Annotated in this window: 14 protein-coding genes and 1 pseudogene; 5 read left to right on the top strand and 10 right to left on the bottom strand. The window is 59.6% G+C overall.

Features of this window, described 5'->3' with window-relative positions:
- Together uraH and P3G59_RS01065 are read left to right on the top strand one after the other, a co-directional pair.
- Entirely contained in the window at positions 1-411 is a 411-nt protein-coding gene (gene uraH / locus P3G59_RS01070) for a hydroxyisourate hydrolase (RefSeq protein ID WP_008080038.1), read from the top strand.
- Positions 408-515: pseudogene (locus P3G59_RS01065) on the top strand (metal ABC transporter ATP-binding protein); the annotation flags it as partial. The gene uraH and the pseudogene P3G59_RS01065, both read left to right, overlap by 4 nt.
- Positions 516-535: 20 nt before the next feature.
- On the opposite strand, the gene P3G59_RS01060 reads toward P3G59_RS01065, so the two are convergent.
- Positions 536-1213, bottom strand: coding sequence for a Crp/Fnr family transcriptional regulator (locus tag P3G59_RS01060; protein WP_277760112.1), 678 nt, complete (start codon positions 1211-1213; stop codon positions 536-538).
- Positions 1214-1297: 84 nt separating this feature from the next.
- Between P3G59_RS01060 and P3G59_RS01055 the strand changes: the two genes are divergently transcribed.
- Positions 1298-1825: an Mpo1-like protein gene (locus tag P3G59_RS01055; RefSeq protein WP_277760111.1), complete on the top strand. Its 528-nt coding sequence runs from the start codon at positions 1298-1300 to the stop codon at positions 1823-1825.
- Between the two features lie 146 nt (positions 1826-1971).
- Here P3G59_RS01055 and P3G59_RS01050 read toward each other — a convergent pair whose 3' ends face one another.
- The 6 genes from P3G59_RS01050 to dibA form a co-directional block, all read right to left on the bottom strand.
- Entirely contained in the window at positions 1972-2961 is a 990-nt protein-coding gene (locus P3G59_RS01050; protein WP_122747893.1) for a sulfate ABC transporter ATP-binding protein, read from the bottom strand.
- Between the two features lie 3 nt (positions 2962-2964).
- Positions 2965-3837: a sulfate ABC transporter permease subunit CysW gene (gene cysW / locus P3G59_RS01045; RefSeq protein WP_277760110.1), complete on the bottom strand. Its 873-nt coding sequence runs from the start codon at positions 3835-3837 to the stop codon at positions 2965-2967.
- A 13-nt stretch (positions 3838-3850) separates the two neighbouring features.
- Entirely contained in the window at positions 3851-4669 is an 819-nt protein-coding gene (cysT, locus tag P3G59_RS01040) for a sulfate ABC transporter permease subunit CysT (protein ID WP_277760109.1), read from the bottom strand.
- Between the two features lie 154 nt (positions 4670-4823).
- Positions 4824-5837 carry a sulfate ABC transporter substrate-binding protein gene (locus P3G59_RS01035; protein ID WP_277760108.1) on the bottom strand — a complete coding sequence of 338 codons (1014 nt, stop codon included), beginning with the start codon at positions 5835-5837 and terminating at the stop codon, positions 4824-4826.
- 160 nt (positions 5838-5997) lie between these two features.
- Complete coding sequence (gene oscA / locus P3G59_RS01030; RefSeq protein WP_007917682.1) at positions 5998-6180, bottom strand: sulfur starvation response protein OscA; 183 nt, start codon at positions 6178-6180, stop codon at positions 5998-6000.
- Positions 6181-6417: 237 nt separating this feature from the next.
- Positions 6418-8337: a phosphodiesterase DibA gene (dibA, locus tag P3G59_RS01025; RefSeq protein ID WP_277760107.1), complete on the bottom strand. Its 1920-nt coding sequence runs from the start codon at positions 8335-8337 to the stop codon at positions 6418-6420.
- 146 nt (positions 8338-8483) lie between these two features.
- On the opposite strand from dibA, the gene desA reads away from it, so the two are divergent.
- Entirely contained in the window at positions 8484-9668 is a 1185-nt protein-coding gene (gene desA, locus P3G59_RS01020) for a delta-9 fatty acid desaturase DesA (protein WP_277760106.1), read from the top strand.
- Between the two features lie 234 nt (positions 9669-9902).
- Complete coding sequence (locus tag P3G59_RS01015; RefSeq protein WP_277760105.1) at positions 9903-10892, top strand: sensor domain-containing diguanylate cyclase; 990 nt, start codon at positions 9903-9905, stop codon at positions 10890-10892.
- Between the two features lie 135 nt (positions 10893-11027).
- Here P3G59_RS01015 and P3G59_RS01010 read toward each other — a convergent pair whose 3' ends face one another.
- From P3G59_RS01010 to gabD, 3 genes are all read right to left on the bottom strand, one after another.
- Positions 11028-12239, bottom strand: coding sequence for a response regulator (locus P3G59_RS01010; RefSeq protein WP_277760104.1), 1212 nt, complete (start codon positions 12237-12239; stop codon positions 11028-11030).
- Between the two features lie 137 nt (positions 12240-12376).
- Positions 12377-13654, bottom strand: coding sequence for a 4-aminobutyrate--2-oxoglutarate transaminase (gene gabT / locus P3G59_RS01005; RefSeq protein WP_007917687.1), 1278 nt, complete (start codon positions 13652-13654; stop codon positions 12377-12379).
- Between the two features lie 185 nt (positions 13655-13839).
- A complete protein-coding gene (gene gabD, locus P3G59_RS01000) occupies positions 13840-15282 on the bottom strand; it encodes an NADP-dependent succinate-semialdehyde dehydrogenase (protein ID WP_093440380.1) in 1443 nt (480 codons plus the stop codon).
- Positions 15283-15513: the final 231 nt, after the last annotated feature.

Below are 15513 nucleotides of genomic sequence, written 5' to 3'. Positions count from 1 at the left end.
ATGAATACTTTGCGCATGACTTTCGCCGCGCTCGGCCTGAGTGCTTTCTCAAGCCTGGCGCTGGCCGCTGGCAATCCATTGAGCGTGCACGTGCTCAATCTGGAAAACGGCCTGCCATCGCCAGGCATTAACGTGACGCTGGAAAAACATGTCGGGGAGAACTGGCAGCCTTTGGCTCAGGGCACGACCAATGAACAAGGGCGGATTGCCGAACTGTTCCCGGCCAAGCAGCCTTTTGAAGCGGGTGAATACCGCGTGGTGTTCAAAACCGGCGAGTACTTCAAGAAGGTCAAGCACGACACGTTCTTCCCGGAGATTCCGGTGATTTTTGAAGTGAAGCAGACCGATCAGCATTACCACATCCCGCTGCTGCTCAGCCCGTACGGCTTCTCGACCTATCGCGGTTCCTGAAATCAACACGATCAAATGTGGGAGCGAGCTTGCTCGCGAAGGCGTCGGTTCAGTCAAAATCTCAGTTGAATGACCCACCGCTTTCGCGAGCAAGCTCGCTCCCACATGGGATCTCGGTTGCTCATCAGATCGTGGCCAGGGCGCGCAATCGTGCGGCGTCGAGGATTTCGATCTCGCCGTATCCGAGGCCGATAATCCCCTGCCCCTGCAAATCCTTGAGAATCTGGTTGGTGGTCTGCCGCGACAGCGCCAGCATCGATGCCAACTGCTCCTGTGGCAACTGCAGCACTCGGCGTGGCGCGTTGAGTTCGCCGTAGCCTTCGGCGATCATCAGCAAACGATGGGCCAGACGCGCCGGGGCCGGCAGCAGGCTCAGTTGTTCCAGATTGATAAACGTCAGGCGCAGTTTGTGGCTCATCAGCAGCGCCAGATGCCGCCAATACACCGGCTGCTCATCGAGCAGTTTCAGCAACGCCGCCTGCGGGATATTGAGTAAGGTGCACGGACCGACGGCGTAAGCGTCATGCGTACGCGGCTGGCCATCGAACAGGCAGATTTCGCCGAACCAGTGCGGCGCCTCGACCAGACTCAACAACGCCTCTTTGCCCTGCTCGCTCACCGCACCGATGCGCACCGCGCCATCGAGCACCGCGTACAAGCCGCATGGCGCATCGCCGCGCTGAAACAAGCGCTGCCCCGCCGTCAGCCGTCGCTCCCGGGCCGCCGCCAGCAGGCTATCCTGAAAGGACACCGGCAGATGACTGAACCACTGGCCACTCATCAGCCGCGAACGTATTTGCATAAACACTCCTGGATTGTCGCCTGCCTGACAGAGCGAACCCTGATCCCGAGGGATGATGCGATCAACCCTACTGGAGGAACAACAATGAAAAGCCTCGTCGACCATCTCAGTCAATACGCCGCTTACCACCGCGATCCGCGCAACATCGCCAGCCACTTTATCGGCATTCCGCTGATTGTGGTGGCCGTGGCAGTTTTGTTGTCGCGTCCGCAATGGTCGCTGGGCGGCTTGTGGATATCTCCAGCCGTTATCGTGGCGCTGCTCTCAGCGTGGTTTTATCTGCGTCTGGAAATCAAGTTGGGCGTGCTGATGACCGTGCTGATGGGCTTATCTGTATGGGCCGGGCATGTGCTGGCACAGCAAAGCACCCTGGTCTGGTTGAGCAGTGGTCTGGCGATGTTTGTGGTCGGCTGGGTGATCCAGTTTGTCGGTCATCACTATGAGGGGCGCAAACCGGCGTTCGTCGATGATGTGTCGGGGCTGATTGTCGGGCCGTTGTTTGTCGTGGCCGAACTGGCGTTCATGCTCGGCATGCGGCATGAGTTGAAAGAACAGATCGAGGCGCGGGCGGGGGTGGTGCGGGTCAATCCGAATCGCAAAGCGGCGGCTTAGGCCGCTTAAAAGGTCGCAGCCTGCGGCAGCTCCTACATCCGCTCGTTCCCACGCTCTGCGTGGGAACGCCGCCTTGGACGCTCTGCGTCCACTGTGACCCGGAGCGTCACGGGATGCATTCCCACGCAGAGCGTGGGAATGATCAGTTAAAGGTTGGCGACTTTCTGCCAGACCTTCGGCTTGAAGAACAGGGTTTCACCCTTGGCCAAGCCGATCAGGCTGTCGTGATCCTTGACCACTTCGGCCTCGATCAGATCCGTCTGCCCTTCCACCTTCAACGTCACCCGCGTGGTCGCGCCCAACGGCCGGATATCACGCACCTCAGCCGCATGGTGATCTTCCAGTTCGTGTCTGGACAACGACACTTCATGCGGGCGAAACAGCACGTGATTGTCATCGCTCAACAGCAAGCGGTTCGAATCGCCGAGGAAGTGATAAACAAAATCGCTGGCCGGGTTCTCGTAGACGTCGCCCGGTGAGCCGATCTGTTCGATCACACCCTTGTTCATCACCACGATGCGGTCAGCGACTTCCATCGCTTCTTCCTGGTCGTGGGTCACGAACACCGAGGTCAGGTTGATGTCTTCGTGCAGGCGCGCCAGCCAACGGCGCAGCTCTTTACGCACCTTGGCGTCGAGGGCGCCGAACGGCTCATCCAGCAGCAAAACCTTTGGCTCCACCGCCAAAGCACGGGCCAGAGCGATACGTTGACGCTGACCACCAGACAACTGCTCCGGATAACGATCCGACAGCCAATCCAGCTGCACCATGTTCAGCAGTTCATGCACCTTGGTCGCGATCTGGCTTTCGCTCGGGCGCTGGTTTTTCGGTTTCATGCGCAGGCCGAACGCGACGTTGTCGAACACGGTCATGTGGCGGAACAACGCGTAGTGCTGGAACACAAAACCGACGTTGCGATCACGCACGTCGTGACCGGAGACGTCTTCGCCGTGGAACACGATGTTGCCCTGATCGGGGGTTTCCAGACCGGCGATAATCCGCAATAGCGTGGTCTTGCCGCAGCCTGACGGGCCGAGCAGCGCGACCAGTTCACCGCTGTGGATGTCCAGGCTGATGTTGTCCAGCGCCTTGAACGCATTGAAATTCTTGCTGACGTTACGCACTTCGATCGACATGAATTATTCCTCCGCGGCGCTGGCGCGCAGGCGGTTGATACGGTTTTCGCTCCACTGCTTGGCCAGCAGGATGAAGAGCGCCAGGATCAGCAACAGGCTCGCCACGGCGAACGCGGCCACGTGGTTGTATTCGTTGTAGAGGATCTCGACGTGCAGCGGCAAGGTGTTGGTCACCCCGCGAATGTGCCCGGACACCACCGACACCGCACCGAATTCACCCATGGCCCGCGCGGTACACAGCACCACGCCATAGATCAGGCCCCACTTGATGTTCGGCACGGTGACATGCCAGAACATCTGCCAGCCGTTGGCGCCTAGCAGGCGCGCGGCTTCCTCTTCCTGCGTGCCTTGTTCCTGCATCAGCGGGATCAGCTCACGGGCCACGAACGGCACGGTGACGAAGATCGTCGCCAGCACGATGCCCGGCAGGGCGAAGACGATCTGGATGTCGTGATCCTGCAGCCACGGACCGAACAGGCCCTGGGCACCAAACATCAGCACGTAGACCAGGCCGGCGATCACCGGCGATACCGAGAACGGCAGGTCGATCAGCGTCACCAGCATGCTCTTGCCACGGAACGAGTACTTGCTCACGCACCACGCGGCGCTGACGCCGAACACCAGGTTGAGCGGTACCGAAATCAGCACGGCGAACACGGTGAGTTTCAATGCTGAAAGCGCATCCGGTTCAAAGATCGCGGTGAAGAATGCACCGAGGCCATTCTTCAAACCCTGCGATACCACGATGAACAACGGCAGCAGCAGAAACAGGAAAAAGATCAGCCAGCCAAGGCCGATCAGGATTCTGCGCGAAGTGGCGCTGCCACGGCGTGCAGCGTTGGCCGAAGAGGCGGCCGCAATAGACGATTGGGACATTGTTCGCGCCTCCTTATGGGGTTTCGATGCGCCGCTGCAGCAAGTTGATCAGCAGCAACAGGACAAAGGAAACCACCAGCATCAACACGCCGATGGCAGTCGCGCCGGTGTAATCGTATTGGTCGAGCTTGACCATGATCAGCAGCGGCAGGATCTCGGTTTTCATCGGCATGTTGCCGGCGATGAAGATCACCGAACCGTACTCGCCGACGCCCCGCGCGAACGCCAGGGCAAAACCGGTCAGCCAGGCGGGCAGCAAGGCGGGAACGAGGATGTGGCGGAACACCTGCAACGGTTTCGCACCGAGACACGCGGCGGCTTCTTCGACTTCACGGGGAATGTCGGCCAGTACCGGCTGCACGGTGCGCACCACGAACGGCAGCGTGACGAAGGTCAGCGCCAAGGTGATCCCCAGCGGGGTATAGGCGATTTTGAAACCGAGGTCAGCGGCGAATTGCCCGACCAGGCCGGTCGGTGTGTACAGCGCCGTCAGCGCGATACCGGCCACCGCCGTCGGCAGGGCGAACGGCAGGTCGATCATCGCATCGATGACCTTGCGCCCCGGGAAGCTGTAGCGCACCAGCACCCAGGCCAGCAGCGTGCCGATGATGCCGTTGATGATCGCGGCACACAGCGCGGTGCCGAAGCTCAGCTTCAAAGCCGCCAGCACCCGTGGCGCGGAAATGATCGCCCAGAACTGATCCCAGGTGAGTTGGGCGGCGTGGACGAACATCGCCGCCAGCGGGATAAGCACAATCAGGCTGAGGTACACCAAGGTGTAGCCCAGCGTCAGCCCGAAGCCGGGTATGACGGGGGAGATACGACGCGACATAAAAGTCCTTGGTTAAAAACGCATCAGTGTGGGAGCGAGCCTGCTCGCGAAGAGGGAGTATCAGTCAACATCCCTGTCGCTGAAATACCGCCTTCGCGAGCAGGCTCGCTCCCACATGTTTTGTGCCTGAGCATCAGGCTCGCTTTGAGTCAGATTACTGCGCCTGATAAATCTGGTCGAACACGCCACCGTCGTTGAAGAATTTCGGCTGCGCGGTTTTCCAGCCGCCGAAGTCCTTGTCGATGGTCACCAGGTCCAGTTTCGGGAACTGCTGGGCGTACTTGGCAGCCACGTCCTTGTCACGCGGGCGGTAGAAGTTCTTCGCTGCGATCTCCTGACCGGCCGGGCTGTACAGGTGCTTGAGATAAGCTTCGGCGATCTGCTCATTACCTTTTTTCTCGGCATTCTTGTCGACCACGGCCACTGGCGGCTCGGCAAGGATCGACAGCGAAGGTACGACGATGTCGAACTTGTCGGCGCCGCCATCTTCTTTCAGTGCCAGGAACGCTTCGTTCTCCCAGGCCAGCAACACGTCACCCTGACCGTTGTTGACGAAGGTGATGGTCGAACCGCGCGCCCCGGTGTCCAGCACTGGCACATGCTTGAACAGGGTTTGTACATATTCCTTGGCTTTTTCTTCGCTGCCGCCGTTGGCTTTCAGGCCATAGGCCCACGCGGCGAGGAAGTTCCAGCGGGCACCGCCGGAGGTTTTCGGGTTCGGGGTGATCACCGAGACGTCGTTCTTGACCAGGTCGCCCCAGTCCTTGATGCCTTTCGGGTTGCCCTTGCGCACCAGGAAGACGATGGTCGAGGTGTACGGCGTGCTCGCTTCCGGCAGACGCTTCTGCCAATCGGCGGGCAGGGTCTTGCCGAGCTTGGCGATTTCGTCGATGTCACCAGCCAGGGCCAGGGTCACGACGTCGGCGCGCAGACCGTCGATCACCGCGCGGCCCTGTTTGCCCGAACCACCGTGGGATTGCTGGATTTTCACAGTGTCGCCAGCGTGATCTTTCTGCCAGAACTTGATGAATTCAGCGTTGTAGTCCTGATACAGCTCGCGTGTCGGGTCGTACGACACGTTGAGCAGTTCGTAATCCTTGGCAACCGCGGAACCGGCAAACACTGCGCTGGCCAGGGCGGCCAAAGCGTAACGGCGAATCGACGACATGGTGAAAGCTCCTGGAATTCTTGGTGGTGGCTTTTTCTTATGAATATCTGGAATCGGGTGTGCCGGCGAAAGATCGTCCGATCGCGGCCCGAACCTTCGGCAGCTCCTACATCAATCCCCCGCAGGAGCTGCCGCAGGCTGCGATCTTTTGATCTTCAACTCAGCCCGGTTGTTTGCCCGGTTGCTGCAAACGGAATTTCTCTTTGCGTTCGATCTGCACGACTTGCGCGTTGTGCACAGTGATCTCCACCGCGCCGAAACGCAGATCGCGCAGGGCGCTCTGGATTTCACGCAAGATGGTGCTTTCGTCCTGACCGTCAACGCTGCGAAGGGATGCGCTCATGGTGCTGCTCCTTTAAATGGGATTTGCCTGGCAGTGGGCGGCACTGCGTTCGGCGTAGGAGCAATATAAGAGAGGCGCGGATATTCTTAAAAAGACTATTTAAGAATGTTTATATAACTGAAAAACTGATCGTTCCCACGCTCTGCGTGGGAATGCAGCCGGCGGCGCTCTGCGCCGCGATTTTGGGGCGACGCGGAGCGTGCCTTTGCTGCGCGCAGGAACAAATTTGACCCCGCCTCAGCCAATCAACGGTGCCCTCGTCCAATCAATCTCCATCGCCGGAACCGGCCGCCCAAACCAGTAGCCCTGCCCCAAATCACATTCCTGTCCCAACAGAAAAGCCGCCTGCTCAACCTGTTCGATACCCTCGGCATGCACCTGCATGCCCATGCTCCGGGCGAGCGCGATGATTACCCGGACAATCGCCGCGTCATCCTCATCCCAAGGCAAGCCGGCAACGAAACCCTGATCGATTTTCAGTTTCTGCACCGGCAAGCGCTTGAGCCGCAACAACGATGAATAGCCTGTACCAAAGTCATCGATGGCCAGGCGAATGCCCAACTCGCGCAATCGGTGCATTTGCTCCAGTGCCACTTCCGGATCGTCCATCACCGCGCTTTCCGTCACTTCCAGCTCCAGATACGCCGGATCCAGCCCGGTGTCATGCAGGACCTGCGCGACCTGTTGGTAAAGCTCACGCCGGGCGAACAAACGCGACGACACGTTCACCGCGACAAATGACAGCACGATTCCGGCCTGTTGCCACTGGCACATCTGCCGGCACGCCTGCTGCATCACCCACGCGTCGATCTCGGCGATCAACCCGGTGCGCTCAGCGATCGGAATGAACTCGGCCGGAGACACCAGACCCCGTAGCGGATGCTGCCAGCGCACCAAGGCTTCAACACCGATCAGGCGACTGGTCTTCAAGTCATGTACGGGTTGGTAGTAGACCCGTAATTCCTGTTGCTCCAGCGCCCGGCGCAGTTCGAAAGCGATTTCGACCCGTTGCTGGGCGTGGGCGGTGAGTTCTTCGGTGTACAAGGCGTAACCGTTGCGACCGCAGCTCTTGGCCTTGAACAGCGCCGCATCGGCATTGCGCAGGAGTTGATCGGCACTCAACGCGTCGCTGGGGAACAGGCTGATACCGATACTGGCGTTGATGAACAGTTCATGACCATCAATGCAGAACGGCTCCTTGAGCGCGTCGAGAATGCGTTGCGCCAGCGCCGCCGCTTGCACCGGCTGTGGACAACTTTCCGCCAGTACGGCGAACTCATCGCCACCGAGACGCGCCAGTGTAATACCGGGACCGAACAGCGCCTGCAAACGCGCTGCCACAGCCTTGAGCAAGCGATCGCCGATGTTATACCCGAGGCTGTCATTGATCATTTTGAAGTGATCGAGATCCAGCATCAGTAGTGCACAGCCGCGCTTGTGGTTTTGCGCCGAGGCCAGTGCCTGTTCGGCGCGATCGCTGAACAGCAGCCGATTGGGCAGATCCGTCAGCGGATCGTGGTGCGCGAGGTGTTTGAGTTCATGCTCGGAATCCTTGATCGCGCTGATGTCGGAAAACACCGCGACGTAATGGCTGAGCCGGCCCTGATCATCGTGAATAACCCGAATGGTCTGCCACTGTGGATAAATCTCGCCGCTTTTTCGGCGATTCCAGATTTCGCCGCTCCATTCGCCCTGCGACTCAAGGGTGGCGAACATCGCCTGATAGAACCCTGGCGGATGATGGCCGGATTTGAACAGGCTCGGCTGTTGCCCAATGACTTCTTCACGCTGATAACCGGTGATCTCGATGAACGCACGATTGACGTGAACGATCAGGCCGTGATGGTTGGTCACCAGCACCCCTTCGCGGGTGCAATCGAACACCGCTGCCGCCTGGCGCAGGCGTTCGCGGTCGACGTGGCGCTCACGCAAACGCGCGCCAATCCCGAGGAACTCCCACAATCGCGCCCGCGCCAGGAAAATCAGCCCGGCGCTGAACGCCGCGAAGACGTAACCGTTGATCAGTTGCCATCGGGCAAGATCGACGGAGTTATCGAAGAAATTGTTTAATAAATGATCAGTACCTTGCAGCCAGGCAGCGGCAAGCACGAGATAGAGCAGCGCTGCACGCAAAGCATCGCGGTAAGTGGCAGGCATTCAGCTGTCCATGTCCCTACAAAAAGGTTGGAATTATAGGTCAAGAAACATCCAGCGACTCTTATCTGAAAGGGCGACTGGTTTTATCTGTGTGCTTGGTGATAATGCAACGGCTGTTTTTATCTTTATCGAGGGCCCTATAGCCTATGTGGTACGAAGGTTTTCTTGGCTTGTCGGCCTGGTCTCTGGTCGCAGTCACCCTGCTGATGACCCACGTGACGATTGTTGCCGTCACGGTCTATCTGCATCGCTACTCGGCCCATCGCTCGCTTGAGCTGAATGCCGGCCTGAAGCACTTTTTCCGTTTCTGGCTGTGGCTGACCACGGCGCAGAACACCCGCGAGTGGACTGCCATCCACCGTAAACACCACGCCAAGTGCGAAACCGAGGACGACCCGCACAGCCCGGTCATCAAAGGCCTTTCCACCGTGCTGCGCACCGGCGCCGAGCTGTATCGTGCCGAAGCGCAGAACCCGGAAACCCTGCGCATCTACGGCAAGAACTGCCCGGAAGACTGGATCGAGCGTAATCTCTACAGCCGTTACCCGCTGCTGGGTGTGGCAATCATGGGCGTCATCGACCTGCTGCTGTTCGGCACCATCGGCATCACCATCTGGGCGATCCAGATGATGTGGATCCCGGTGTGGGCTGCCGGCGTCATCAACGGTCTGGGCCATGCCGTCGGCTATCGCAACTTCGAATGCCGCGACGCAGCGACCAATCTGGTGCCATGGGGCATCCTGATCGGCGGTGAAGAACTGCACAACAACCATCACACCTACCCTAACTCGGCCAAGCTGTCGGTCAAGAAGTGGGAGTTCGACCTCGGCTGGGCGTGGATCAAAGTCTTCAGCTTCCTGCGCCTGGCCAAGGTTCAGCGTGTCGCACCGATCGCCCACCGTGTCGAAGGCAAGGGCAATCTGGACATGGACACCGCCATGGCCATCCTCAACAACCGTTTCCAGATCATGGCTCAATACCGCAAATTGGTGATCGGCCCGCTGGTCAAACAAGAGCTGGCCAAGGTCGATCATTCGGTACGCCACCAGTTCCACCGGGCCAAACGCCTGCTGTCGCGGGAAACCAGCCTGCTCGAAGATCGCCACCACTTGCGCATCCAGACCATGCTCGAGCACAGCCAGGCGCTGAAGGTAATTTACGAAAAACGCCTGGCCCTGCAGCAGATCTGGGTCAAGACCAGCGCAAATGGCCACGACATGCTCGCCGCCATTAAAGAGTGGATTCACGAGGCCGAGGCCAGCGGTATCCATTCCCTGCGTGAGTTCGCCGACCAGTTGAAAACCTACTCGCTGCGCCCTGCAGCCGCCTGACCCTTGTAGGAGCTGCCGCAGGCTGCGATCTTTTGCTCTTTTCTTTTTAAAACAAAGTCAAAAGATCGCAGCCTGCGGCAGCTCCTACAGGTTGACCATTGGCAGCCGCCCGGCGGAACCCCGCACCCGCTGGGAACTTCGCTAAAAATCCCCTATCTCAAAGACACTTCGCCATTCCGGCGGGCTGTACTGTGGCCGTTGTCGAATTGCGGCACGCCTTTGAGATCTGTGCCGATGGTCAATAACAACCAAAAAGACTCATCCTTACCGCAGTGGCCCGAGGCCGCGCAAACGCTCATGGCGTTGATGCATGCCCAAGGCGAAGTCGCCCGTTTGAGCGAACGCGAACAGCTGTTCAGCTCCTTATTGGTCAGCGTCAACGCCGTGCTCTGGGCCTTCAACTGGGAAACCCGTCAGGTGCTGTATGTCAGCCCCGCCTATGAACGGATTTTCGGCCGCTCCGCCGGCCTGCTGCTCGCCGACTACAACCAATGGCGCGACAGCATCTACCCCGACGATCTGGAATACGCCGAACGCAGCCTCGCCGAAGTCCTGCACAGAGGCGCGGTGGAAGATCGCGAATACCGGATCATCGCCGCCGACGGTCAGGTGCGCTGGCTCAGCGATAAGTGCTTCATCAACCGTCAGGACGAGCCGGGGCAACCGGTGATCATCGTCGGCATCGCCGAGGACATCACCGACAAGAAGCAGATGGAAACCGAGTTGCACCGTTTGGCAACCACCGACGTGCTGACCCAAAGCAGCAATCGCCGCCACTTTTTCGAATGCGCCAACCGCGAGTTCGAAGAGGCACGCCTGCAGGGTTCGCCAATGGCCTTTCTGCTGCTGGACATCGATGATTTCAAGATGATCAACGACACCTACGGTCACCCGGAAGGCGACAACGTGCTGCAGCGGATTGCCGAGTGCGGGCGCGGGTCGTTGCGTCGAGGGGATCTGTTCGGACGGATTGGTGGGGAAGAGTTCGCGGCGGTGTTTCCAGGCTGCGCACCGGACATGGCCATGCAAGTGGCCGAGCGGCTGCAGCAGGAGATTCATCGTTTGAGCTTCAGCCATGACGGCCAGACGTTCGGCATTACCGTCAGCCAGGGGCTGACCAGCCTCACCGATGAGGACGAAAGCCTCGACAGCCTGTTCGCCCGTGCGGATGCGGCGATGTACGAGGCCAAGCGACAGGGCAAGAACCGCATCATTTCTGCCTGAACCATATCTCAGCGACACAGATATCCATTGTAGGAGTGAGCCTGCTCGCGATAGCGGTATGTCAGTGACAAATTGATTAACTGACAGATGGCTATCGCGAGCAGGCTCACTCCTACAGGGGTTTGTGTACGCCGGTTATTTACGCATCCGCATCAATTCCGGCAAGCCGATCTTCAGCAAACGCGCCGTGCGGCTCTTAGCCAGCTCCTCAACGCCTTCATGCTCAGTCAGATGGGCCATCTGCGCCGCCATGTTCATCACCAGCGCCTCACGCGAATACACCCCGCCGCCGAGCTGGTACACCGACGCAATCAGCTCACGCAGCTCCAGCGGCAATCGCCAGCGGGTACGCAACGCCGAACCATAAGCCGCACCAAACTCAGCCAACGCCTCGCCGACCTCCTCCAGCTCATCCAGCGCACCGCCGGCCTGCTGCCACTCCTGCAAACAACGCAGCAACGCCAGATCACCCAGGCGATGGAGCATACCCGCGCAGTAACAGCGTTCCTGATCCAGATCGAGCAGGCGCGCCAGGGTGCGCGCGTATTCAGCGGTGTGCAGCGACAGCCCCCAGTAGCGCTCGGCGTAATCCGCCAGGCACGGATCACTGAGCCTGGCACTGCGCTTGAGCGCCAACCCCAGAATCAGGTTCATGCTCTGCCCGGTGCCCAGGCGATGCAGGGCTTGAGCCAATGTCTGCACCGGTGCGCCATGGTGCTGTGCGGCGCTGTTGGCTGCAGCGATCAACACCGCAGTGATTTGTGGATCGGTTTTGATCTCATCTTCCAGCAGCTTCAGATCGAGGCCATTGGGATTGAGGCTGCGTTTCACCGCCACCTGCACATCGGTCATCAGCGGCGCACCGTCAGCCTGCTCCCGACGCCGCTCGAGAAACACCGACAAGGTCATGCCCGGTGCCAATGCCGGCACCTCACAGAACACCTCTTCGCCGGCATTGAGCAACAAGCCCTGCAAACGTTCGGTGAGGCTTTCCATGTTCAGTGGTTTGGTCAGATACGCCGTTGGCGCCAGCGGAATCGCTTCGCGCACACTGGCGCTGTCGTTGCGGCTGCTCATCAGAATGAACGGCAGCGGCGGATTGCGTTTGCGCTGACGCACGCTGCGCAGCACATTCAATCCATCGACTCCCGGCAGCTCCCAATCGACGATAGCCAGGTCATACGGCACTTCGCTAAGCATCGACATGGCTTGCTGGCCATCGGCACACAGATCCAGCCGCGCATCGCAACGCACGTTCAGCAACACTTGTTTGAGCAAATCGCGAGACCACGGATCGGCCTCGGCAATCAGCACTCGCGGTACAGCGGGTAATTCAACGGCAGTCATGCACGCGCTCCCTTGCAATGCCTGAACCTTAGCCAATGCTGGCCTTTCGATACAGCGCTAAAGCGCCCGATGTGTTTCAAAGGGCGTAAAAAAACCCGCCGAAGCGGGTTTTTTGTCGATCAGGTCACACGGGGTGATCAAAGCTCGGAGAAGCACTCTTCGATGATCGCCAGACCTTTGTCCAGTTGCTCGTCCGGCGAGGTCAGCGGAACCAGTACGCGCAGAACGTTGCCGTAGGTGCCGCAGGACAGCAGGATCAGACCCTTGTCGCGCGCCTTGGCCACAACCGATGCTACAGCAGCCGCGTTTGGCTTGTGGCTGTCGCCGTTTTCGAACAGTTCGACCGCGATCATTGCGCCCAGGGCACGGACTTCACCGATCACCGGGTACTTGGCCTGGATGGCCTTCAGGCCGGTTACCAGACGCTCGCCGACAGCCTTGCAGCGATCCAGCAGTTGTTCTTCTTCGAACACTTCCATCACTGCCAGCGCAGCGGCGCAAGCGATCGGGCTGCCGGCGTAGGTACCGCCCAGGCCGCCTGGAGCGATGGCGTCCATGTATTCGGCCTTGCCGCACACACCGGCGAGCGGGAAGCCGCCAGCGATGGATTTGGCGAAGGTAGTCAGGTCGGCAGCAACGCCCATCTGTTCCATGGCGAAGAACGTACCGGTACGGCCAGCGCCGGTCTGTACTTCGTCAGCGATCAGCAGGATGCCGTGCTGGTCGCACAGCGCGCGCAGACGCTTCATGAATTCCTTCGGCGCGACGTAGAAACCACCTTCACCCTGTACAGGCTCGATGATGATAGCGGCGATGTCTTTCGGCTCGGCGTCGTTCTTGAAGATACGTTCGATGGAAGCGATCGAGTCGTCGATGCTCACGCCGTGCAGTTCGTTCGGGTACAGCGCGCGGAAGATGCCGCCTGGCATCAGGCCCATGCCGGCCGAGTAAGGCACGACTTTACCGGTCAGGCCCAGAGTCATCATGGTGCGACCGTGGTAGGCGCCGGTGAAGGCGATCACACCAGCGCGGCCAGTGGCGGCACGGGCGATTTTCACGGCGTTTTCCACGGCTTCGGAACCGGTGGTGACCAGCAGGGTTTTCTTGGCGAAATCACCTGGAACCTTGGCGTTGATTTTTTCGCACAGCTCAACGTACGGCTCGTAAGCCAGCACCTGAAAGCAGGTGTGCGTCAGCTTGTTCAGCTGTTCGGTCACGGCAGCGATGATTTTCGGGTGCACATGGCCGGTGTTCAGTACAGCGATGCCGCCGGCGAAGTCGATGAACTCACGACCTTCAACGTCAGTCACGGTAGCGTTCTTGGCCGATTCGGCGAAGATCGGGTGAATCTGGCCAACACCACGTGGAACAGCTGCGGTACGACGGGCCATCAGTTCAGCGTTAGTCTTGCTCATTACAGTCCTCATTCGCCGCTCATCGGGCGGCGTGGTTCAAGGATTAAGCGGGAGAAATCGACGGTGGCAGCATGCGATGATCGACTGCCACGGCGTTCCTGGCCGCAGAGAAAATTCCGGTTTGAAACGACGCAAAGGGACAGCGCTCTCGTGCCCTTTGCGTTTGCAGCGATCCCTTTCCCGGCTTAGATGCCCAGGCAGAGGTATTTGATTTCCAGATAATCTTCGATGCCGTACTTGGAGCCTTCGCGGCCCAGGCCCGAGGCCTTGATGCCGCCGAACGGCGCGACTTCGTTGGAGATCAGCCCGGTGTTGACGCCGACCATGCCGTATTCCAGGGCTTCTGCCACACGGAACACCCGACCCAGGTCGCGAGCATAGAAGTACGAGGCCAGACCGAACTCGGTGTCGTTGGACATCGCGATCACTTCGGCTTCGTCTTTGAAGCGGAACAGCGGCGCCAGCGGCCCGAAGGTTTCTTCCTTGGCCACAGCAGCATTTTTCGGCACGTTAGTGAGGATGGTCGGCTCGAAGAAGTTGCCTTCCATTGGCTTACCGCCCGCCAGTACGGTGGCGCCTTTGGCCACGGCGTCAGCGATGTGTTCTTGCACCTTCGCCACGGCTTTTTCGTCGATCAGCGGGCCGGTGGTAGTGCCGTCTTCCAGACCGTTGCCGATCTTCAGTTTGGCCACCGCCACTTTCAGTTTCTCGGCGAACGCGTCGTAGACCGAATCCTGAATGTACAGGCGGTTGGCGCAGACGCAGGTCTGGCCGTTGTTGCGGTACTTGGAAATGATCGCGCCTTCGACGGCCTTATCCAGGTCCGCGTCGTCGAACACGATGAACGGCGCGTTGCCGCCCAGTTCCAGCGAGACTTTCTTGATGTCCTTGGCGCATTCCGACATCAGCTGACGACCGATTTCGGTCGAACCGGTGAAGGACAGCTTGCGCACGATCGGGTTGCTGGTCAGCTCGCTGCCGATGTCGCCGGCGCTGCCGGACACCACGCTGAACACGCCCGCAGGAATACCGGCACGCTGAGCCAGTTCGGCCAGGGCGAAAGCGGAAAACGGCGTTTGCGAAGCCGGCTTGAGCACCATGGTGCAACCGGCGGCCAGGGCCGGGCCGGCTTTTCGGGTGATCATCGCGGCCGGGAAGTTCCACGGGGTGATCGCGGCGGTCACGCCGATTGGCTGTTTGATCACGATCAGACGCTTGTCTGGCTGGTGACCTGGAATCACGTCACCGTAGATGCGCTTGGCTTCTTCGGCGAACCACTCGATGAACGAAGCGGCGTAAACGATTTCGCCCTTGGCTTCGGCCAGCGGCTTGCCCTGCTCGAGGGTCATCAGGCGCGCGAGGTCGTCCTGGTTCTCGATCATCAGTTCGAACCAGCGACGCAGCTTGCCGGCACGCTCTTTGGCGGTCAGTGCACGCCAGGCCGGCAGCGCCTTGTCAGCGGCTTCGATGGCACGGCGGGTTTCGGCGGCGCCCATTTTCGGCACGGTACCGAGGATTTCACCGGTGGCCGGGTTATTGACCTTGATCGTCTGACCGTTGTCCGCATCGACCCAAGCGCCATCAATGAAGGCTTGCTGGCGGAACAACAGGGTGTCTTTAAGCTGCATGTCGGCTTTCCTTAACAGCACCGCGGCCTGCGCGGAGCAAATTATGATTGTAGAAAGGCGCCTCGCAAGGCTGCCGTCAGGGAAATCAGTGACCGGGTGTGGCGCATCAACAGTGCACGATTCGAAACACCGGCGCTTCAACGCCCGGTCAACGAGCGTTTGAAATCTCAAACGGATCGTAGGATCAAAGGGGGTAAAGGACAATAGGTCGTTCGAAAAAAAGAACAAAAA

Origin of the sequence: Pseudomonas sp. A34-9, assembly GCF_029543085.1 — a bacterium.
GTDB lineage: Bacteria > Pseudomonadota > Gammaproteobacteria > Pseudomonadales > Pseudomonadaceae > Aquipseudomonas.
Note: the sequence above shows the minus strand (reverse complement) of the source record. Positions and strands in the feature narration are given on the sequence as shown.